Origin of the sequence: Parolsenella catena (genome assembly GCF_003966955.1) — a bacterium.
Taxonomy (GTDB): Bacteria; Actinomycetota; Coriobacteriia; order Coriobacteriales; family Atopobiaceae; genus Parolsenella; species Parolsenella catena.
Genome location: NZ_AP019367.1, coordinates 1134269 through 1153735 on the forward strand (window position 1 = coordinate 1134269; position 19467 = coordinate 1153735).

A 19467-nucleotide genomic window follows, 5' to 3' on the forward strand; every position below is an offset into this window, starting at 1 on the left:
TCGTCCCTCTCAGCCTGAGACTATAGCGCGCGGGCCTGTGGCAAGGCCCGTGCGACGATACGATGAACTATCGCGATTCAGGCCGCCGGGCCCACGCAACGTCACTAGGCTAGGCTGCGTTGGAATCGGGCGATGGGAGCACAGCATGGCGGAGGCCGCAGGCGGCACGGCGAGGGCACGGGGCGACAGGCGGGGGCTCGACATGCTCTCCGGCTCGCTCTGGAGGGCGATTCCCGCCTTTGCGCTTCCCGTGGCGCTCACGGGCATCCTCGAGCAGATGAGCTCACTCATCGACACGATGATGGTGGGGCACCTCTCCGGCGAGGCGGGGCCCGCCGCCATGGCGGCCGTGGGATCGAACACCCCCATCACGAGCCTTCTGCTCAACCTGTTCATCGGCATCGCGCTCGGCACGAACGTCGTCATCGCCAACGCCATCGGCTCGGGCGACGAGCGCACCGTCCACAAGGCCGTGCACAGCTCCGTCACCTTCGCCGTGGTGGGCATCGCCGTCACCGTGGTGGGCGAGCTCATCGCCGAGCCCCTGCTCCACCTGCTGAGCGTGCCCGCGGAGAACCTGGGCCAGGCGCTCGCCTTCCTGCGCGTCTACCTGCTTGGCATGCCCTCCATCCTGCTCTACAACTTCGAGGCGGCCATCTTTCGCAGCGTCGGCATCACCAAGATGCCGCTCCAGGCGCTCGCGCTCTCCTCGCTGCTCAACGTGGCGCTCGTGTGGCTGTTCATTCCCGTGATGGGCTGGGGCGTGGCAGGCGCCGCGGCCGCGACGGCGATCAGTTACACGGTGAGCGCGCTCATCCTGTTCGTCCGCCTCACGCGCATCGACGCACCGATCAGGCTGAACCCGCGCGAGCTGGGCATCGACCGCGCGGTGCTCGCACGCGTGGTGAGGATTGGCCTTCCCGCCGGGCTGCAGAGCGCCGTGTTCTCGCTTGCCAACATCGTCATCCAGGCGTGCATCAACAGCCTGGGCACCGAGGTCATGGCGGCGAGCTCGGCCGTCATCTCGCTCGAGTACGTCGTGTACAACCTGCTGAACTCGTTCAGCCAGGCGTGCACCACCTTCGTGGGCCAGAACTTTGGCGCGGGAAACGTGAGGCGCTGCAAGCGCGTGCTGCTCGTCTCGCTCGCCGAGGCCGAGGTGGCGCAGCTCGTCATGCTCGCCATCCTGCTTGGGCTGGGGCACCAGATCGTGGCGGCGTTCAACCCAGACCCCACGGTCGTGTCGCTGGGATACCTGCGCATCTGCGTCCTGTTCCCGTCCTACATGTTCAGCATGGCCTACGAGAACATGAGCGGATACCTGCGAGGATTCGGCATCTCGCTGCCCCCGGCCATCATCACGGCGTTGAGTGTGTGCGGCTGGCGCTTCTTCTGGGTGAGCGTGGTGTTCCCCGCCTCGCCGACGTTCCTCACGCTGCTGGCCATCTACCCCATCAGCCTGGGATGCACCACGCTGCTGGTGTTTGCCGCCCTCATGGTCATCCGTCCGAGCAAGGTCTACGCCCAGCGCACGAGCGCGGCGTAGGGCCCGCGGTAGGGCGAGCCCCCTTTGCGTATTGCCGGCGGCTATGCTGGTGCGAGAACCCACACGCTCGAGAAAGGCCCACCCGTGATCAAACCAATCGTGACCAGCCCGCTCATGCTCCGCGCGCCCGGCGAGGACGCAGACCCAACGGACGCCTTGGACGCGCAGGTGGGACAAGACCTCCTCGACACGCTCGAGGCGCACAGGCACGAGTGCGTGGGCATGGCCGCGAACATGATTGGCGTGCGCAAGCGCATCATCGTCGCCGTGGAGGGCACGCGGTCGCTGCTCATGTACAACCCCGAGGTCCTCGAGGGCACGGGCGCCTACGAGACCGAGGAGGGCTGCCTGTCGCTTCCCGGCACGCGACCCTGCACTCGCTTCCGGACCATCCGCGTGCGCTACCTCGACGAGCGTGGACACGAGCGAACGGGGAGCTTCTCGGGCTACATGGCCCAGATCATCCAGCACGAGGTTGACCACACGAACGGCATCCTCATCTAGCTTGCGAGCATAAAAAGCCTGTAGGGGGGACTGCCCTTGCAGGCCGTCTTCTGCGAGTCTTGCCGTCTCTTAGGCGCGCACGCCCGTCTCGGGACTCGGGCTGATGGCGCTGCGACGGCGCGCGGGCAGCGACGCCACAAGCACGCCCGCAATGACGAGAACGGCGCCCAGCATGCCGCGGGCGTCGAGCGTCTCGCCCAGGAAGACGAACGCGAGGACGGCGCTCGACACGGGCTCGAGCGCAAAGAGCAGCGCGGCGTGCTCGGCCGTGGTGGCGCGCTGGGCCACGGGCTGGGCCACGAAGCCAAACGCGCTGCACACGAGCGCAAGCCCCAGCACGGCGCCCCAGTGGACGGGGTCGGCGGGCAGCGCGGGCGCCTCGAATAGGTTCGTGGCCACCAGGCCAAAGAGCGCCGCGAATCCCAGCTGCCACACGCCCAGCAGCAGCGGGTCCTCCTTGGCGGAGAGACGGTCGGTCGCCACGATGAACAGGGCATAGAAGATGGAGCCCATGACGCACAGGGCGTCACCCGGACTCAGCGTGAGAGAGCCGTGAAGGCTCAGCAGCGCGATGCCCAGGAGCGTCACGGCGACGCCGGCCGTCATGCGGGCGCCAGGCGCGCGCCGGCGCACCACGGCGTTGATGACGGGCACGAACACCACGGCCAGGCTCGTGAGAAAGCCGGCGTTCGAGGCGCTCGTCTGCACGATGCCGGTCATGAGAAAGCCGAACAGCGCGAACATGAGCGCACCGAGGACAGCCGCGCGCACGAGCGTGGAGACGCGCGTCTTGGCAAGGCGGCGCGAGAAGATGGCCGCAACGACCACGAACGCGATGCCAAAGCGCAGGGCGATGAGCGAGAACGGCGGAACGGCGCCCGTCCCCACCTTCATGAGAAGGTACGAGCTGCCCCAGGCGCACGCGATGACGGCGAGCAGCGCGTCTGCCGCGCCACGCCCAAGTCCCTTGCCCTGTCGCTGAGCCATCCCCGCTCCCTTGCGTCATGTGCGGCGCACGCAGGCGCCGCCGGTCTCTGCCCATCTAGGTATACAGGGAGCCAAGGCATACATAAACAGACTGAATCGCATGGTTTGCATGCACGTTTGTACTACCATGGGACAACCACGCCCATTGAAGCAGGAGACGCGATGAGCAGCTACGACATATTCCTCAAGGTCGCCGACCTCGGCAGCGTCACGAAGGCCGCGGCCGCACTCGGCTACACCCAGACCGGCGCGAGCCACGCCATCGCCAAGCTCGAGCGCCAGGCGGGGTTTCCGCTGTTCATACGCGGCTCGGACGGCATGACGCTCACGCCGGAGGGCCGAGCGCTCCTCGAGCCGGCACGCGAGCTCGTCAACGCGAGCCACGCCCTCGAGCAGGCCATGAGCGCCATACGCGGCACGGTGGAGGGGACGCTGCGGCTCGGGAGCTTCACGAGCGTCTCCACCAAGTGGCTGCCGCGCATCGTGAGCGAGTTTCAGCGCCTCCACCCCCAGGCCAAGTTCGAGATCTGGACCGGTGACTACGACGAGATTACCGACCGTCTCCTCGAGGGACGGATTGACTGTGGCTTTCTCAGCCTGCCTGTCTCGCCCGCACTCGAGTTCCGTCCCCTCTGCGAGGACCCGATGCTCGCCGTGCTGCCGCCAAGCCACCCGCTCGCGGGCAAGGACGCCGTCACGCTCGACGACATCCGCGCGTGCCCGATCATCATGCCGCAGCGGGGCTCGGACAACGACATCCGCCAGGTGCTTGACCTCGAGCGCCACGAGGTCGAGATTCGCTACGTCCTCAACGACGACCTCTCCACGCTCGCGATGGTAAACGGAGGCTTCGGCGTGTCCGTCATGCCCCGTCTCATCATCGAGAGCTGCGGCATCGAGCTCACGACGCGACCGCTTGACCCGCCCGCGTGCCGCGTCATCGGCATCGCCACCCCGCGCGGCAGGCGCCCCACCTCGCTCGCCGACGCGTTCATCGAGTTTCTGGGCCGGGCCGCGTGAGCCACGCGGCCCATGGCGGCGCGTTACCATAAGCAACAAACCGTTACCTTAAGGGGCCCGCCACATGGCAGAGTTCAAACGCGCGAGGAGCGCCGAGCAGAAGCGCCAGCGCATGGGCGAGATAAAGGGCGCCGCCCGCAGGCAGTTCGATGCGCGGCCCTACCACCAGATCACGCTCACCACGATTGCCGGGGAGCTCGGCTGGTCTCGCGCCAACCTGTACAAGTACGTCTCCACGAAGGAGGAGATATTCCTCCTCGTCATGGCAGACCTGCGAGACGCCTACACGGCAGACCTCGTCGATGCGCTCGGCACGCCACGCGCGCTTGACGCGAGCACGGCGGCACGTGTCTGGGCGCAGGTCGCAGGGCGGCATCGCACGTACTTTCGCTATGGGGACCTGCTCTACACCGTCATCGAGACGAACGTCACCGTCGACAAGCTCGAGCAGTTCAAGCGGGGCTACTACGCTCAGCTTCCCGAGGTTCGCGAGCGACTGTCACGTGGTCTGGGCGTGCGCGAGGAGCTCGTCGAGCAACTCGTGAACACGGTCTATCACCACGCCGTGGGCCTTGCCGGGTCATGCCTGAACAACCCGCTCGTGGCGCAGGCCGTAGCAAGGCTGGGCATCGAGCCCGCGCACGTGGACTTCGAGGCGCAGATAGAGGAGTTCGTCCTCATGTGCCTCACGTGGTACCGGGCAAAATAGCGACCGGGGACGAGAGCCTGGCCAAGACATGTGGGCGCGCGGGGACGCGCCAACCAGAGAGGAACACTCATGGCAAGCTATGACATCAACGAGGACGGCGCCACGGGCATCAAGAGGCTGGGATTTGGCCTCATGCGCCTGCCCAGAGCGGGCGAGGCCATCGACATCGAGCAGACGAAGCAGATGGTCGACCTGTTCATGGACGCCGGATTCACCTACTTCGACACCGCCTGGGCCTATGCGGGAAGCGAGGAGGCCATCCGCGAGGCGCTCGTCGAGCGCTACCCGCGCGAGAGCTTCCAGCTGGCCACCAAGGCTACTCCCTGGATTGGCTGCGAGAGCCGCGAGGACGCCGTGGCCCAGCTCGAGACCTCGCTCAGGAAGACGGGCGCAGGCTACTTCGACTTCTACCTCCTTCACAACCTCGGCGAGTTCAGGACGCACTTCTTTGACCAGTGGGGCATGTGGGACTGGATCGCCGAGAAGAGGGAGCAGGGTCTCATCAAGCACGCTGGCTTCTCGTTCCACTCCACGCCCGAGGAGCTCGACGAGCTGCTGAGCGCCCACCCAGAGATGGAGTTCGTACAGCTCCAGATCAACTACGCGGACTGGGACAACCCGGCCGTGCAGAGCCGGCGCTGCTACGAGGTGGCCAGGGCGCACCACAAGCCCGTCGTCATCATGGAGCCCGTCAAGGGCGGCATGCTCGCGAACCCGCCCGAGCAGGTTGCCCGCGTCCTCACCCAGGCCGAGCCGGGCTCCAGCGCCGCCAGCTGGGCCGTCCGCTTCGCCGCGAGCCTGCCGGGCGTCATCACGGTGCTCTCCGGCATGAGCAACGTGGAGCAGATGCGCGACAACCTCTCCAGCATGGCGACGTTCGAGGGACTCACGGACGAGCAGCGCACGACGCTCGACGAGGCGCGCGCCGAGCTTGCCAAGATTCCCCTCATCCCCTGCACGCGCTGCAACTACTGCGCCAAGGTGTGCCCCAAGGACATCGGAATCTCCGGCACCTTCACGGCCATGAACATGCTCACGCTCTACGACAACCTCGAGATCGCCAAGAAGGAACGCTCCTGGCAGGTCGAGAAGCACGGGCACCTGCCCGCGGACGACTGCCTGCGCTGCGGCAAGTGCGAGCAGGCATGCCCGCAGCGCATCAAGATCCGAGAGGAGCTCGCGCGCTCCGTCGAGGTGTTCGGGCCTGCCAGGTAGGCCGATCTCTGCGCACGACCATAGCGAGCGTCACCATCGGCGCATCCGCGGCCAGGTGCCCCGGACGCGCCTTCCCATGAAGCGCAAAGTCGCTAGCGGATGAAGTTCGTCCAGGCACGCGGCTCGGCCACGGGCTCGACGCCCGCCGCACGACCCGCCTCGATGCACTTGAGCATCCAGGCCATGTTGTGGCCCAACTGGCGCATGACGGACAGGCCCTCCTCGTCCCGCTCGACGTCGGCCGGGGTGGCCCCATGGACGTTGTTCCAGTAGAACGAGCTCACGATGGGCATCTGCGAGATGGTGAAGAACTTGTTGATGTCATCGAGCGATGCCGTGGTGCCCGCACGGCGCGCGCTCGCCACCGCCGCCGCGGGCTTGTGCGCAAGCACGTTGGGCCTGCCGGCGCGCCCGTTCGAGTAGAACAGACGGTCCATGAACCCCAGCAGCGAGGACGCGGCGTGGGCATAGTGCACGGGGGCACCGAACACGAAGCCGTCGGCCTCGGCGGCCCTTGCCCTGAACTCGTTCACAACCTCCCCGAACGCGCAATCCCCCGTCTTGCCGCAGGCGCCGCACGCCACGCAGCCGCCCTGCGGCTCGGCGCCAATCCAGAAGATCTCCGCCTCCACGCCGTCCGCCTCGAGCGCGCGGGCAACCTCCTCGAGCGCGCGGTTCGTGCACCCATACTTGTGCGGGCTACCGTTCACGAGCATGACCTTCATGCGAGACTCCTCTCCTCGCGCCGCTCCCCGGCGGCGCCTTTGGTTGTGTCGAGTATACCCGGCGCACGATTTCCGTTGCAGCAGAATCGAACATATGTATGATATAGGCCGCAGGCGATCGGACGGAGACCACGATGCCCACGTACTTCAGCTACACGAGCGAGGCCACGGACTATCTCTCCTCAAGAGACAGACGGCTGGGCCGGGCGATTGCGGCCGTGGAGGAGACGTGCGGCCACATACTTAGAGAGACTGACGAGGACCTCTTCTCCGCCGTCATCCACCACATCGTGGGGCAGCAGATCTCGAACGCGGCTCAGCGCACGGTATGGGAGCGGCTTCGCGCGTCGCTCGGAAGCGTATGCCCCGAGCGCGTAGACCGAGCGAGCGCCGAGGAGCTGCAGTCATGCGGCATGACGTTCAAGAAGGCCGAGTACATCAAGGACTTCGCAAGGAAGGTCAACCGCCATGAGCTCGACCTCGCGGCCGTGGAGCGCATGGACGACGCCGATGCCATAACGGCGCTCTGCTCGCTTAGGGGCGTCGGTGTCTGGACGGCAGAGATGCTTCTGCTCTTCTGCCTTGAACGGCCAGACGTCCTGAGCTTCGACGACCTGGCAATCCAGCGCGGCATGCGCATGGTCTATCACCACCGCAAGGTCACCCGCGAGCAATTCGAGCGCTATCGACGCAGGTACAGCCCGTATGGAAGCGTTGCGAGCCTGTATCTGTGGGCCATCGCCGGTGGCCAGTTCCCAGGGTTCGAGAAGGACTACGCCCCGCTCACGGATGCGCAGAGAAAGGCACGCAGGCGCTCACGTGACAAGGCAAGGAGGAAGGAATCGAGCAAATGATGTACTCGACGTACGAGCCCACCCTCATCGCTCCGCTCGTGCTTGGGAGCGAGGACGGCACGAGCCTGTGCGCCTGCCAGTTCACGTCCGGCAGGGACGCCGCCAAGTTTTGCTGGGACGGCGCCGAGCGCAGCGACCAGGCGCCCGTCTTCTGCCAGGCCCGCTCCTGGCTTGACCGATACTTCGCGGGCGAGGCGCCAGACCCCACACGGCTTTGTCTCGCACCGCGCGGCACGACGTTCCAACAGGCCGTCTGGGAGGCGCTTCTCACCATCCCCTACGGGCAGACGGTCACCTACGGCTGGGTGGCGAGGCGCGTCTCGGACATGCGCGGCTCCAGAACGTCGCCGCGCGCGGTCGGCGGCGCGGTGGGTGCCAACCCCATCGGCATCATCGTCCCCTGCCATCGCGTCGTGGGCGCGGACGGAAGCCTCACGGGGTTTGGCGGGGGCATCAAGGCCAAGGTGGCCCTTCTCGAGCACGAGGGCGTTGCCCTCACGGGGCTCACGGTCCCCACACGCGGCACGGCGCTCTAGGGGCTCGCCTCAGCCCAGCAGGCCCGCGTCGCGGAGCTCGCGCGTCCTGGCGATAAGCTTCTCGTACACGCGCTCGCACATCCAGGGCTCGCTCGAGAGGGCGAAGATCTCATCGAGCGCAACCCAGCGCACGCCGCTGTTCTCGTCCGGCTTTTTGCGCAGGGCCAGCGAGGGGTCTGCCACGAACAGGTACGTCACGTTGAGGTGAAGGTGAGACCCCACATAGTGCCCTCGCTTCACGTGGCCGTCCACCGTGAGCACCTCGAGCGAGGCGATGCCGCCCGCACCCGCGTCCACGAGGCGGGCGCGGGTCACGCCCGTCTCCTCGGCGAGCTCGCGGGCCGCGACGGCGGCAAGGTCAAGCTCGCCGTCCGCATGCCCGCCCACCCAGCTCCATGAGTCGTAGATGTTGTGGTAGCACAGAAGCACCCGCTCGCCCGCCGCATCCACGGTCCAGGCACTCGTCGTGAGGTGCGCGAGCGAGCTGCGGTCCGCCACGTGCGGGTCGTGCGCGAGACATCCCAGGATGAGCTCTCGGTCCACGTGCTCCTGTTCGTTCACGGGCTGGTACGCCATGACGTCCTCTGCAAGTCCCATGCCGTCTCCTTTTCGCCTTGCAGTGCTCATTACCTGCGAGGATACATATTGTCCGCAACTGGCGCTAGACTCGACGCAAGGATTGGAGGACACCATGAGGCACAGCACGCCGTTCGGTCTTCTCGGCATCGCAATCGCCGCGCTCACCATCTCCGCATGCAGCCTGGCCATGGCCCCGAAGCCAAAACCGGCGCCCACCTACGTGAACATCAGGCTGGCAGAGAGCCAACTCGCCACGAAGCAGCGGCAGCTTGCTAACAACCAGGCAAGGATAGACGCCGTGACGCAGCCCTCCACCACCGAGGTCGCACAGACCGAGGACCTCCCCACGACGAACCCCCGTGGCATTCCCGTTGCGCACGCGATGCCCTGGAAGGGCATGTCTGCCACCCTCATTGGCAGCACCTACCTCGGAGAGCCCGACGAGACGGGCGGCGTCATCGACGGTGGCCTGCTCGACGGCGGCACGCCCTACTACTGGCGCTCGCGCAACGAGAAGCGCGAGCGCGTGTTCGAGGCCGTCGTGCGAGACGGTGAGATCATCGACGTCTCCAGGTGGAACCAGGGCGCAAACTACTGGCCCGAGAGCACCTCGCTCAACGCCGACGCCCTTCCCATCCTCGATGCCTCTGGCGCAAGAAACGACGTGTCGTCCGGTGCTCCGGACCTCCCAGACCCCAACGACTATGACAACCCCGACGACTACGAGGCAGACGCCGAGGACTACTTCACCTGGCTCGGATGCGATGACCCCGCCCAGGCCGCATACCTCTACTGGGAGAGCATCGCCGGCTAAGCGCCCCCAGGGGGGCGTAGCCCTCTGGGCACCGACCACCCATCGCACCCCAGACAAAGAGAGGGGCTTCCCAGCCAGGCCGGGAAGCCCCTCGAAAAACACGCTGCGCTCGCGAGCTACCAGCTCAGCAGCTCGTAGCCCGTATCGGTCACGACGAGCTGGACCTCCCACTGGGCCGAGTCGGAGCCGTCGGCCGTGCGCACCGTCCAGCCGTTGGGATCGTTCATGTCGATGTCCGCGCCACCGGCGTTTACCATCGGCTCGATCGTGAAGCACATGCCCGGAGCCAGCACCACGCCCTCGCCCGGCTCGCCCACGTGGGACACGAACGGGTCCTCGTGGAACTCCTTGCCAATGCCATGGCCACCGAACTCGCGTACCACGTTGAAGCCGTTCTCCTCCACGTAGGTCTGCACGGCATGGGCCATGTCACCGAGCGTGTTCCAGGGCTTGACCTGCGTCAGGCCACGCTGGATGCTCTCGCGCGTGACGTCGACGAGCTTCTTGCGCTCGGGCGACACCTCGCCGATGCAGAACATGCGCGAGGAGTCGGAGAAGTAGCCGTCAAGAATCGTGGAGCAGTCGACGTTCACGATGTCGCCCTCGCGCAGCACATCTCGCTCGCTGGGGATGCCGTGACACACGACGTCGTTGATAGAGGTGCAGACGCTCTTGGGGAAGCCCTCATAGTTGAGGTCGGCCGGGATACCGCCATGCTCGACGGTATAGTCATAGATCCACTGGTCCACCTCGGCCGTCGTCACGCCCGGGGCAATGCGCTCGGCCACCATGTCGAGCACACCGACATTGATGGCCGCGGAGCGCTTGATGCCCTCGATGTCCTCGGGCGTCTTGAGCAGGTGACGATAGATCACCTCCTGGCCATTGAGGTAGCACTCCTGGAGGCGCTCGTCGATGGCCGCGTGGCACTTCTTGTACTTCTTGCCGCTGCCGCACCAGCACGGCTCGTTGCGGCCAGGGACAGGTTCGTTGTCATACATGGCTAACTTCCTTTCGTCGCTCCTAGTATCGCACTTCGGCCGCGGACGCCAAGCGCGGCCTGCAAAAGTCAACAAGGGGACTGTCCCCACTCAACCGCGTAAGAAAAAGGGCCGCCCGCACGTGGCGGACGACCCTGGCAAGACGCTCAGACACAAGCGACGCTCGAGCGACAGTCCTAGTTCCAGGCCTTGCCGTCGGAGCCGAACTCGCGGATGAGCTCCTTGGTGCGCTCGACGATGGCGTCGCGGCCCGGGAGCAGCATCTTGCGCGGGTCATAGCCCTTGCCCTGCTTGTCCTTGCCGGCCTCGACGTACTCGCGCACGCCCTGGGCGAAGACGACCTGAAGGTCGGTGTTGACGTTGACCTTGCAGACGCCCATGGAGACGGCCTTCTGGACCTGCTCGACGGGAATGCCGGTGCCGCCGTGGAGCACGAGCGGCAGGTCGCCCGTCTTGGCCTTGATGGCCGCGAGCTGGTCGAAGGACAGGCCCTTCCAGTCGGCCGGGTACAGGCCGTGGATGTTGCCGATGCCGCAGGCGAGGAAGTCGACGCCAAGGTCGGCGATCTGCTTGCACTGCTCGGGGTCGGCGAGCTCGCCGGCGGAGGTCACGCCGTCCTCGGTGCCACCGATGCCGCCAACCTCGGCCTCGATGGAGAGGCCCTTGGAGTGGGCGAGCTTCACGAGCTCGGCCGTGTGCTCGAGGTTGGTCTGGAAGTCCTTCTCGTGGCTGCCGTCATACATGATGGAGGAGAAGCCGGCCTCGATGGCCTTGAAGCAGTCCTCGTAGGAGCCGTGGTCGAGGTGAAGGGCAACCGGCACGGTGATGTTGAGGGTGTCCATCATGTCGACGACGACGTCGTGGCACAGCTTGAAGCTGGTCATCCACTTGGCGGCACCGGCGGTGCACTGGATGATAAGCGGGCTCTGGAGCTCCTCGGCAGCCGTGAGGATGCCGTAGGTCCACTCGATGTTGTTCGTGTTGAACGCGCCGAGGCCGTAGTGGCCCTTCTCGGCGGACTGGAGCATGTGCGTTGCGTTAACGAGCATGTCTTACCTCCATAGCATTAAGCGACAAACACTAACCGCGAACAGTATAGCCGCGTGGCGGCCCTGCTCGGAACGTATTATGCAAATTTGCTGCTAGATGGGCAAGTTGTTTGCGCATCACTGGTCATTTGGCATGTGGCCGCAGCCACAATGTGAAGCCCGCGTGACGCGCTCAGGCAAGCCTGGTAACGGCGAGCACGAACGCAAAGACGCACGTAACGAGCATGGCGCCGGCAGACGCGATCACAAACGCGTCCGCGAGCAGCAGCACGCGCTCGGCGCACGGTCGGGACGAGCGCGCGCACATCTCGGCCACCATCGACAGCACCACGGTCGCCACGAGCAGCGCCACGCACGCGAGCAGAAGCGACATCAGGACGATTCGCTGCCAGGCGACGTCCACGCCCGTGAGCGCATAGGGACCGGCAACGGCAACGCCCATGCCAAGAAGTGCCGCCACGACCGCACGTCCGATTCCGGTGTCTCCCATCGATTTGCCTTTCCGTCGCCCGCGCACGCGCGCTTACAATGGCTCCCAGCATACCAATGAAGTCACCCTACGTGCCGAGAGGAACCCGCATGAACGACTTCAGCTTCTCCATGCCCACCCAGGTCGTGTTCGGGCGCGGCGTCACGGCCCGCACGGGCGCCGAGCTCGCCTCGCGCGGCTACGCTCACGCACTGGTCGTCTACGGCCAGGGGTCGGTCGTGCGCACGGGCACGCTCGGGCGCGTGCTCGCCTCGCTCGACGCGGCCGGCGTCGCGCACACCGAGTTCGGCGGCGCCCGCCCAAACCCGAGCCTCGCCCACGCACGGGACGGCATCGCGCTCGCCCGCGAGGCCGCGGCAGACGTGGTGCTGGCCGTGGGCGGCGGCTCTGCCATCGACACGGCCAAGGGCATCGCGCTCGGCGTGCCCTACGAGGGAGACGTCTGGGACCTCTACACCCATGCCGCGGCGCCCGTCGCGGACGGCAAGCTGCCCGTGGCCTGCGTGCTCACCATCCCGGCCGCAGGGTCTGAGGCCAGCGCCTCCAGTGTGCTCACCAATGACGAGACGCTGCTCAAGAAGGGCCTGTCCACAGAGCTCAACCGCCCCGTCGTGGCCCTCATGGACCCCGAGCTCACCTTCACGCTGCCCGCCTACCAGACGGCCGCCGGCGTCACGGATATCTGCGCCCACATCCTCGAGCGCTTCTTCTCCACGAGCGGTCCCGTCCCAGTGACCGATGAGCTCGACTGCGGCCTCATCCGCTCGCTCGTTGACATGGCCCCGCGCGCCATCGAGGACCCCGAGGACTATGACGCGCGTGCCAACATCATGTGGGCGGGGACGCTTGCCCACAACGACCTCGCCGGCTGCGGCCGCGGCGTCAACGGTGGGCGCGCGGGCGGCTGGGAGAGCCACGGCATGGAGCACGAGCTGTCCGCCCACGACCCCAGCGTCGCCCACGGCGCGGGCCTGGCCGTCATCATGCCGGCATGGATGCGCTACGTGTGGCGCTCGAACCCCGAGCGCTTCCTCACGCTGGGAGCCCGCGTGTTCGACATCGAGCCAGTCGACGTCGTGGAGGACTGCATCGACGCGACGCCCGAGGAGGCCGTCGAGGACGCCGTTCTCGCCACCATCGACGAGCTTCAGGCGTTCTTCTGCTCGCTGGGCATGCCTCGCACGCTCGGCGAGCTGGGCGTGACGGCAGACGACATCCCGGCGCTGCTCGAGACGCTCGAGCTCAACAAGGGCGCCGAGTTCGGCCAGCTCCAGCGTCTCACGATGGACGACGCCCGCAAGATCTACGAGAGCGCGCTGTAGCGATGGCCGCGGGTGCCATGGACGTGGACGAGGTCATCGCACGCTGGGACATCGACGAGCCCGTGCGCCTTGCCCTCACCTTCTGCGGCACGGTGCAGGGCGTGGGCTTCCGCTGGACCACCCAGGCGCTCGCACGGGCCGCGGGCGTGGGCGGCTGGGTGCGCAACGAGGACGACGGCACGGTGAGCTCCGAGCTCCAGGGCACGGGCCACGCCGTCTGCCGCGTGCTCGCCGGCCTTCGCGACCAGTTCGCCGACGCGCGCAGCAGCTACGAGTTCCTGCGTCGCATGGGTCTGGGCTTCTCGGTTGCCTCGTGCGAGCGCATGCCGCTCTCGGGCGCCTCCTCCCACCCGGACCTCGAGGTCCGCGCGTAGGCATGGCGGAGGGACAGCTCCCTCTCCGACCGCCCGTCATAAAAAAGGGCCCGCCTCGCACGACGCGAGACGGGCCCTCGTCATAGCACTCGGGCGTTACGCCCCGGCGCTAGTCCTGGTCGGCGTAGAACGAGCCCATGTAGCGGATGTACTCGTCCTCGGTGTGGTTGGCCTTCCAGTCGTGGACGCTCTTCTTGTTGCGCTCGCCGGTGATGATGGAGAACTCCTTCCCGAGCTTCTCGAACGCCTCGTCGGCCACCTCGTCGGGCGTGAGCGCGAGCTTGACGACCTTCTCGCCCACCGGGCCCTTCGGGAAGTTCTTGATGGCCGTGGGCGTGAGCGTGGTGCCCAGCGTGCAGACCTCGACGTCGACGCCCGTCTTCTCGCACTCGCAGGCCACGGCCTCGGTGAGCTTGAGGATGTAGGCCTTGCCGGCGCCGTACTCGGCGTTCCACGGGGAGCTCGAGATGCCCGTCATGGACGAGACGTTGATGACCGCGCCGCGGTCCTGCTCGGCAAAGATCGTCATGAAGTGGTGGAACATGCGCAGGAAGCTGATGACGTTGACGTTCACCATCTTCTCGTGGTCCTCGAGCGAGGTGTGCTGGAACTTGCCAAAGTGGTGCAGGCAGGCGACGTAGCTCATGAAGCCCATGTCAAGGCCCTCAGTGGCCGAGAAGACCGCCTCGCAGGCCTCGTCGGGGCAGGACAGGTCCGCACGGACGACCTTGTAGTCCACGCCGTACTCCTCGTGGAACTTCTCGCCCTTCTCCTTGAGAAGCTCCTCGCGGCGGCCCACCATCACGAGGTTCATGCCGCCCTCGGCGAGCTTCTTGCAGAAGGCCTCGCCCACGCCCTCGGTGGCTCCGAGGACAACGCCCCACTCGCCGTACTTCTCGCGCAGATTCGTCATGGGTCTCCCCTTTTCTGTTGGCCGCCCGCCCCTGGGCGGCAAATGAATGGACACACGGTGCACAGGGATACCCCAGGCCGCTTAGGTATGACCTTCTGCGTCCGTGAGCGGCACCAGCCCATCCGCGAGCGGCAATCGTGCCGCGCACGGTTGACAAGGGTCGCAAACTCGGCTCTTTTCAGCAAAGGGGCCCGTCCCGAGCATGCGAGACGGGCCCAGGGGGCTCACCTATGTGGCAGGTTCCACGCGGTGGGGCCTACTTCATGGCCGTGGGCTCGTCGATGTAGCCCACGTGGCCCTGCGAGGCAAACTTGGACATGTCGGAGGCGGCCATACCCTGCGAGTGGTCCGCACCGTGGCGCTTCTCGTACATGGCGTCGGCCCTGTCCTCCCACAGGCGGTCGGCGACGGGCGCCCAGGCCGCAGCTGCCGCAGCGGTCTTCTCGCGCAGCTGCTCGGGGCTCTCCTGCTCCACGAGGTCGGTGGAGCGAGCGCCGCTCTCGGCCACCATCTTGGGCAGCGTGTCTGGGTTCTCGAGCATGGGGCAGGGCTTGAGGTGGTTGCCGTTGAAGGGCTGGCCCTCGTAGTACTTCATGAAGATGGGGCTGCCCAGGGCGTCGAGCAGGCTCACGTCGTGGATGTTGGCGTTGGAGTAGTGGATGAACACGCACGGCTCCACGTCGCCCGCGGCGTTGATGTGCAGGTAGCGGCGACCTCCGGCGATGCAGCCGCCCACGTACTCGCCGTCGTTCTGGAAGTCGAGCGTGAACAGGGGCTTCTTCTCGCGCATCTCGCGGATGAAGTGGTACATCTTCTCGCGCTGCTCGGGCGTGGGGATGAGCTCCGCGGTGGCGGCGCGCCCCACGGGCATGAAGTGGAAGTACCAGCAGAACAGGGCGCCCTTCTCGATCATCCAGTCGATGTTCTCCTCGGTGGCCACCGTGTCCGCGTTGGCGCGCGTCCAGCAGCACGAGATGCCAAAGGGCAGCTGGTGGGAGCGCAGAAGGTCCATGGCGCGCTCGATCTTGACGTAGGTGCCCTGACCGCGGCGGGCGTCGGTGGTGTGCTCGTTGCCCTCGGCCGAGATGGCCGGCACGAAGTTGCCCACGCGGATCATGTCCTGGCAGAAGTCCTCGTCGATGAGCGTGGCGTTCGTGAAGCAGAGAAACGCGCAGTCCGGGTGCCTCTCGCAGATCTTGATGAGGTCATGCTTGCGCACGAGCGGCTCGCCGCCCGTGTAGATGTACATGTGGGTGCCGAGCTCCTTGCCCTGTGTCACGATTGAGTCGATGTCCTCGAGAGACAGGTTCTGCTGGTGGCCGTACTCCGCGGCCCAGCAGCCGGTGCAGTGCAGGTTGCAGGCGCTCGTGGGGTCCAGCAGGATCGCCCAGGGGATGTTTCGCTGGTACTTCTCGCGCGCCCTCTCCTGGACGGGCCAGGCCAGCAGGTTGCCGTCGACGAGCAGGGCCTTCAGCAGCTTGGTGCGCATCTGGGGGTTCAGCCTGAACACGCGCATCATGAGCTCGTACCAGTTGCCGCGGCTGGCGATGACGTCCGTGAATGCCTTGCGCTGCACGGGGAACACGCTGTCCGGCACGAGCTTGTTGACGAGCTCCATGATCTTGTCGATGTGCTCTTCGGGATTCTCGTCGAGGTAGTCGACGAGCTTGTTGAGCGCCGCGCGCTCGGCGGCTTGAGTGAGTCCCATGCTTGCCTCTCCCTTGCCCTCCACCGTGACGCTCCCCTCGGAGACGTGACTTCACGGCGTTGAACTTATGTAAACTCTGCAGCATGATACCCCTGTGTTGTCTTATGTAAACCAACACTATAAGGGACGTACCTCGGAAGGGCTGTCCCTGCCCCTGATCATCGGCGGCCTTGCGCTCATCTTCAAGTCGATGCTCATGAGCTACAACGGCAACATCGAGATCTACGTGCCCGCAGACGCCATGGCACAAGCCGCATAATCGGGGCCCAGGTCAGCTCGACCTGGGCCCCGATTGCGCCTTTGGAGGCCTCTTCAGCCTCAGCGCACAAACCTCTGCTTTTCTTTGCAGCTTCGCTCACAAGAAGCTGCCAACGCTTCCAGATGCCCTAGCACCAGCTCGCCTCGAGGATGGCCGTCACGTCATCGACGGAGAGCGGCGCCGGGTCGTGGCCGAACAGCGCGTCGTTCGTGGACAGCGCGTTGGCGGCAATCGCCGGCAGCTCGTCGCGGGTGATGCCCCACTCGCTCATGGCGAGCTCGGCCATGCCGCACGCGCGCATGAGCCCCTCGAGCTGGTCGACGAACGCGGACGCGCCGCGAGCCTCGATGTCGACCTCGGGGGCGCCCATGAGGCGGGCCATGTCGACATAGCGATCGTCACACGCGTGGACGTCAATCATGTGCTGGTGGTAGGCGCGTGCGATCATGATGAGGCCGGCGCCGTGCGGCAGGTCGTGGTGGTGCGCGCTCATACCGTGCTCGGTGCCGTGGCAGCCGCAGCAGCCGCTGCAGACCATGGCGTAGCCGCCAAGCGTGTTGGCGAACGCCAACCGCGTGCGCGCCTCGAGGTTGGCGCCGTCATTCACGCACGCGGCAAGCGAGGCGGCCGCGCTGCGGACGCCCTCGCGGCAGATCATGTCGCCCATGAGCGTGTGGTTGTTCGCGATGTAGCACTCCACGTTGTGGAACAGCGCGTCGAAGCCCTGGAACGCCGTGAGACGGGCCGGAACCGTGAGCATGAGCTCGGGGTCCACCACGGAGAGGCGCGGGAACAGCTTGGGGCTGCCCAGGCGCAGCTTCTCGTCCCTCTCCTTGCAGGAGAGCACGCCGCCCGCGTCGACCTCAGAGCCCGTGCCGGCCGTCGTCGTCACGCAGACGAGCGGCAGCGGGTCGTTGGGGATCGGCAGGCCCCTGGCGGTGCCGCCCATGACGTAGTCCCAGATGTCGCCGGCAACCTCGTTGCCCGCCTCGTCATGGCCGGGGTTGGCCGCCACGACGCAGATGCCCTTGGAGCCGTCCATGACAGAGCCGCCGCCCAGCGCCAGCACGAAGTCGCAACCCTGCTCGCGAGCCATCCAGCCGCCGGCGTTCACCGTGTCGCGCAGCGGGTTGGGCTCGATGCGGTCGAACAGCACGTGGCCCACACCGGCGCGGTCGAGCTGCTCCTCGACGCGCGCAAGGTAGCCGTTGGCCTTCACGGACTTGCCGCCCGTCGTGACCACGAGCGCCTTCTTGCCCGGCAGCGCCTGACCGCCAAGCTCGGCGAGCTTGCCCGGTCCGAACAGGACCTTCGTGGGCGCAAAGAAGTTGTACGTTTCCGTCATGAGGTTCCTCCAATGACGCGTCTTGGCGCTCCCCCAGCGCCGGAATGTGCGCGCACGCGCACCCCTCTCGCCGACAAGCGTACTACCCTTGAGGACACGCGTCGCTCGAGAGGTGCGTCACGCTGTACCGGTGGCGCCTTGCATGGCAGAATTGCGACAGTTCCCGAGAGGAGACACCATGACGCTCACCCAGCTCCGCTACGTTGCCAAGGTCGCCGAGTGCGGATCGATCACCGAGGCGGCCCGCCAGCTCTACATCTCGCAGCCAAGTCTCTCGTCGGCCGTGCGCGAGCTCGAGGCCGAGCTCGGCATCGTCATCTTCAACCGCTCCGCCCGCGGCATCTCGCTCACGCCGGACGGTTCCGAGTTCCTCTCCTACGCTCGTCAGATCCTGGAGCAGACCGAGCTCGTGGAGCAGCGCTACGCCCACGCCCGGCCCTCAAAGCGCCTGTTCGCCATCTCGTCACAGCACTACGCCTTCGTCGTGAACGCCTTCGTGCGCCTGCTCGAGAGCGTCGAGGCCGACGAGTACGAGATGACGCTTCGCGAGAGCCGCACGTACGAGATCATCGAGGACGTGGCGGGCTACCGCAGCGAGCTGGGCGTGCTCTACCTCAGCTCCTTCAACGAGAAGGTGCTGCGCAAGCTCATGCGCGAGAACCACCTCTCCTACACGCCGCTGTTCGACGCCCGCCCGCACGTGTTCGTCTCGACGAGCCACCCGCTCGCGGGCGCCGAGAGCGTCACGCTCGCTCAGCTCGATGCCTATCCCTACCTGTGCTACGAGCAGGGCACGCACAACTCGCTGTACTTCTCCGAGGAGCTTCTGCCCTTCGAGAGCCACCGCAAGACCATCGTGCTCACGGACCGCGCCACGCTGTTCAACCTGCTTCGCGGCGTCAACGGCTACACCATCAGCTCGGGCGTGCTCAACAGCGACCTCAACGGCGACGACATCGCCTCCGTGCCGCTCGAGACCGACGAGACCATGCAGCTGGGATATCTCACGAACGACCGCGCGCGCCTCTCCCCCATGGCCGCGCGCTACCTCGAGGAGCTCCGCTCGCTCGTCGCCTCCGAGGGCTACGACGTCCTCGGTTGACACGCGGGAACGGGGTCAAAGTGTCACCGTGACAGCTCGACCCCGTCCCCATCCGTCACCCGCGAGGGGCGCCCCGGTCTCCCGAGGCGCCCCTCCCTTGCCAAGTCCACCTACGGCATGACGTTGCCGGCGGCGCAGTAGACCTCGTACCACTCCTTGCGGCTCAGCGGATGGCGTTGATGCCCTCGCATGCAGATAAATTCTCATATCCACACGTTCTTGCCCTCTCACCTGCACGTAACAAAACGTTAATACCTACTTTTCCGCTAGGGTATTGACGAGGCCAAGACGCGGTCGTATAAATTCATCAACACGAAGCGACGGACCCAAGGAGGTGCCCAGAATGACCACGACGACCATGATGATGTGCATGCGAATGCTGAGCTCCCGGGCACCACAGGAGTCCGCCGGCGCA

General features: G+C 66.3%; 21 protein-coding genes. 12 read left to right on the forward strand and 9 right to left on the reverse strand.

What is annotated here, in order from left to right:
• Positions 1 to 145 precede the first annotated feature (145 nt).
• Complete coding sequence (locus Pcatena_RS05170) at positions 146 to 1546, forward strand: MATE family efflux transporter (RefSeq protein WP_126422258.1); 1401 nt, start codon at positions 146 to 148, stop codon at positions 1544 to 1546.
• 84 nt (positions 1547 to 1630) lie between these two features.
• Positions 1631 to 2050, forward strand: a complete 420-nt coding sequence (locus Pcatena_RS05175; RefSeq protein ID WP_126422261.1) for a peptide deformylase — start codon at positions 1631 to 1633, stop codon at positions 2048 to 2050.
• A 69-nt stretch (positions 2051 to 2119) separates the two neighbouring features.
• Here Pcatena_RS05175 and Pcatena_RS05180 read toward each other — a convergent pair whose 3' ends face one another.
• Positions 2120 to 3037, reverse strand: a complete 918-nt coding sequence (locus tag Pcatena_RS05180; protein ID WP_126422263.1) for a DMT family transporter — start codon at positions 3035 to 3037, stop codon at positions 2120 to 2122.
• A gap of 162 nt (positions 3038 to 3199) precedes the next feature.
• Here Pcatena_RS05180 and Pcatena_RS05185 point away from each other — a divergent pair, with 162 nt between their 5' ends.
• From Pcatena_RS05185 to Pcatena_RS05195, 3 genes are all read left to right on the forward strand, one after another.
• Positions 3200 to 4057 (forward strand): LysR family transcriptional regulator, encoded by an 858-nt coding sequence (locus Pcatena_RS05185; RefSeq protein ID WP_126422265.1) that lies wholly within the window; start codon positions 3200 to 3202, stop codon positions 4055 to 4057.
• Positions 4058 to 4121: 64 nt separating this feature from the next.
• Positions 4122 to 4766, forward strand: coding sequence for a TetR family transcriptional regulator (locus Pcatena_RS05190; protein WP_126422267.1), 645 nt, complete (start codon positions 4122 to 4124; stop codon positions 4764 to 4766).
• A 69-nt stretch (positions 4767 to 4835) separates the two neighbouring features.
• The gene (locus Pcatena_RS05195; protein WP_126422269.1) at positions 4836 to 5981 is read left to right on the forward strand and encodes an aldo/keto reductase; all 1146 of its coding nucleotides are present in this window, start codon (positions 4836 to 4838) and stop codon (positions 5979 to 5981) included.
• A gap of 92 nt (positions 5982 to 6073) precedes the next feature.
• Here Pcatena_RS05195 and Pcatena_RS05200 read toward each other — a convergent pair whose 3' ends face one another.
• Positions 6074 to 6706 (reverse strand): flavodoxin family protein, encoded by a 633-nt coding sequence (locus Pcatena_RS05200; protein WP_126422271.1) that lies wholly within the window; start codon positions 6704 to 6706, stop codon positions 6074 to 6076.
• A gap of 134 nt (positions 6707 to 6840) precedes the next feature.
• Here Pcatena_RS05200 and Pcatena_RS05205 point away from each other — a divergent pair, with 134 nt between their 5' ends.
• Complete coding sequence (locus Pcatena_RS05205) at positions 6841 to 7560, forward strand: DNA-3-methyladenine glycosylase family protein (RefSeq protein ID WP_126422273.1); 720 nt, start codon at positions 6841 to 6843, stop codon at positions 7558 to 7560.
• Positions 7557 to 8096, forward strand: a complete 540-nt coding sequence (locus Pcatena_RS05210; protein WP_126422275.1) for a methylated-DNA--[protein]-cysteine S-methyltransferase — start codon at positions 7557 to 7559, stop codon at positions 8094 to 8096. The genes Pcatena_RS05205 and Pcatena_RS05210 overlap by 4 nt, the downstream gene beginning before the upstream one ends.
• 9 nt (positions 8097 to 8105) lie before the next feature.
• On the opposite strand, the gene Pcatena_RS05215 is transcribed toward Pcatena_RS05210, so the two are convergent.
• Positions 8106 to 8693: an NUDIX hydrolase gene (locus Pcatena_RS05215; protein ID WP_126422277.1), complete on the reverse strand. Its 588-nt coding sequence runs from the start codon at positions 8691 to 8693 to the stop codon at positions 8106 to 8108.
• Positions 8694 to 8787: 94 nt separating this feature from the next.
• On the opposite strand from Pcatena_RS05215, the gene Pcatena_RS05220 reads away from it, so the two are divergent.
• Complete coding sequence (locus Pcatena_RS05220) at positions 8788 to 9489, forward strand: hypothetical protein (RefSeq protein WP_126422279.1); 702 nt, start codon at positions 8788 to 8790, stop codon at positions 9487 to 9489.
• 116 nt (positions 9490 to 9605) lie between these two features.
• Here Pcatena_RS05220 and map read toward each other — a convergent pair whose 3' ends face one another.
• The 3 genes from map to Pcatena_RS05235 all read right to left on the reverse strand — a co-directional run bounded on the left by map (position 9606) and on the right by Pcatena_RS05235 (position 12029).
• Complete coding sequence (gene map / locus Pcatena_RS05225) at positions 9606 to 10490, reverse strand: type I methionyl aminopeptidase (RefSeq protein ID WP_126422281.1); 885 nt, start codon at positions 10488 to 10490, stop codon at positions 9606 to 9608.
• A 176-nt stretch (positions 10491 to 10666) separates the two neighbouring features.
• Entirely contained in the window at positions 10667 to 11539 is an 873-nt protein-coding gene (locus tag Pcatena_RS05230) for a class II fructose-bisphosphate aldolase (protein WP_126422283.1), read from the reverse strand.
• Positions 11540 to 11711: 172 nt separating this feature from the next.
• Complete coding sequence (locus tag Pcatena_RS05235) at positions 11712 to 12029, reverse strand: hypothetical protein (protein ID WP_126422285.1); 318 nt, start codon at positions 12027 to 12029, stop codon at positions 11712 to 11714.
• 89 nt (positions 12030 to 12118) lie between these two features.
• Between Pcatena_RS05235 and Pcatena_RS05240 the strand changes: the two genes are divergently transcribed.
• Together Pcatena_RS05240 and Pcatena_RS05245 are read left to right on the forward strand one after the other, a co-directional pair.
• Entirely contained in the window at positions 12119 to 13351 is a 1233-nt protein-coding gene (locus Pcatena_RS05240; RefSeq protein WP_126422287.1) for an iron-containing alcohol dehydrogenase, read from the forward strand.
• Positions 13352 to 13353: 2 nt separating this feature from the next.
• Positions 13354 to 13725: an acylphosphatase gene (locus tag Pcatena_RS05245; RefSeq protein ID WP_126422289.1), complete on the forward strand. Its 372-nt coding sequence runs from the start codon at positions 13354 to 13356 to the stop codon at positions 13723 to 13725.
• Between the two features lie 109 nt (positions 13726 to 13834).
• Here the strand turns inward: Pcatena_RS05245 and Pcatena_RS05250 are convergent, their stop codons facing one another.
• Entirely contained in the window at positions 13835 to 14638 is an 804-nt protein-coding gene (locus Pcatena_RS05250; RefSeq protein WP_126422291.1) for a 7beta-hydroxysteroid dehydrogenase, read from the reverse strand.
• Positions 14639 to 14894: 256 nt separating this feature from the next.
• Positions 14895 to 16346: a radical SAM protein gene (locus Pcatena_RS05255; protein WP_126422293.1), complete on the reverse strand. Its 1452-nt coding sequence runs from the start codon at positions 16344 to 16346 to the stop codon at positions 14895 to 14897.
• A gap of 94 nt (positions 16347 to 16440) precedes the next feature.
• Here Pcatena_RS05255 and Pcatena_RS08125 point away from each other — a divergent pair, with 94 nt between their 5' ends.
• The gene (locus Pcatena_RS08125) at positions 16441 to 16605 is read left to right on the forward strand and encodes a hypothetical protein (protein WP_172596384.1); all 165 of its coding nucleotides are present in this window, start codon (positions 16441 to 16443) and stop codon (positions 16603 to 16605) included.
• A gap of 127 nt (positions 16606 to 16732) precedes the next feature.
• Here Pcatena_RS08125 and Pcatena_RS05260 read toward each other — a convergent pair whose 3' ends face one another.
• Entirely contained in the window at positions 16733 to 17950 is a 1218-nt protein-coding gene (locus Pcatena_RS05260; RefSeq protein WP_126422295.1) for an iron-containing alcohol dehydrogenase, read from the reverse strand.
• 178 nt (positions 17951 to 18128) lie between these two features.
• On the opposite strand from Pcatena_RS05260, the gene Pcatena_RS05265 reads away from it, so the two are divergent.
• Positions 18129 to 19052 (forward strand): LysR family transcriptional regulator, encoded by a 924-nt coding sequence (locus tag Pcatena_RS05265; protein ID WP_126422297.1) that lies wholly within the window; start codon positions 18129 to 18131, stop codon positions 19050 to 19052.
• The last annotated feature ends 415 nt before the right edge of the window (positions 19053 to 19467 follow it).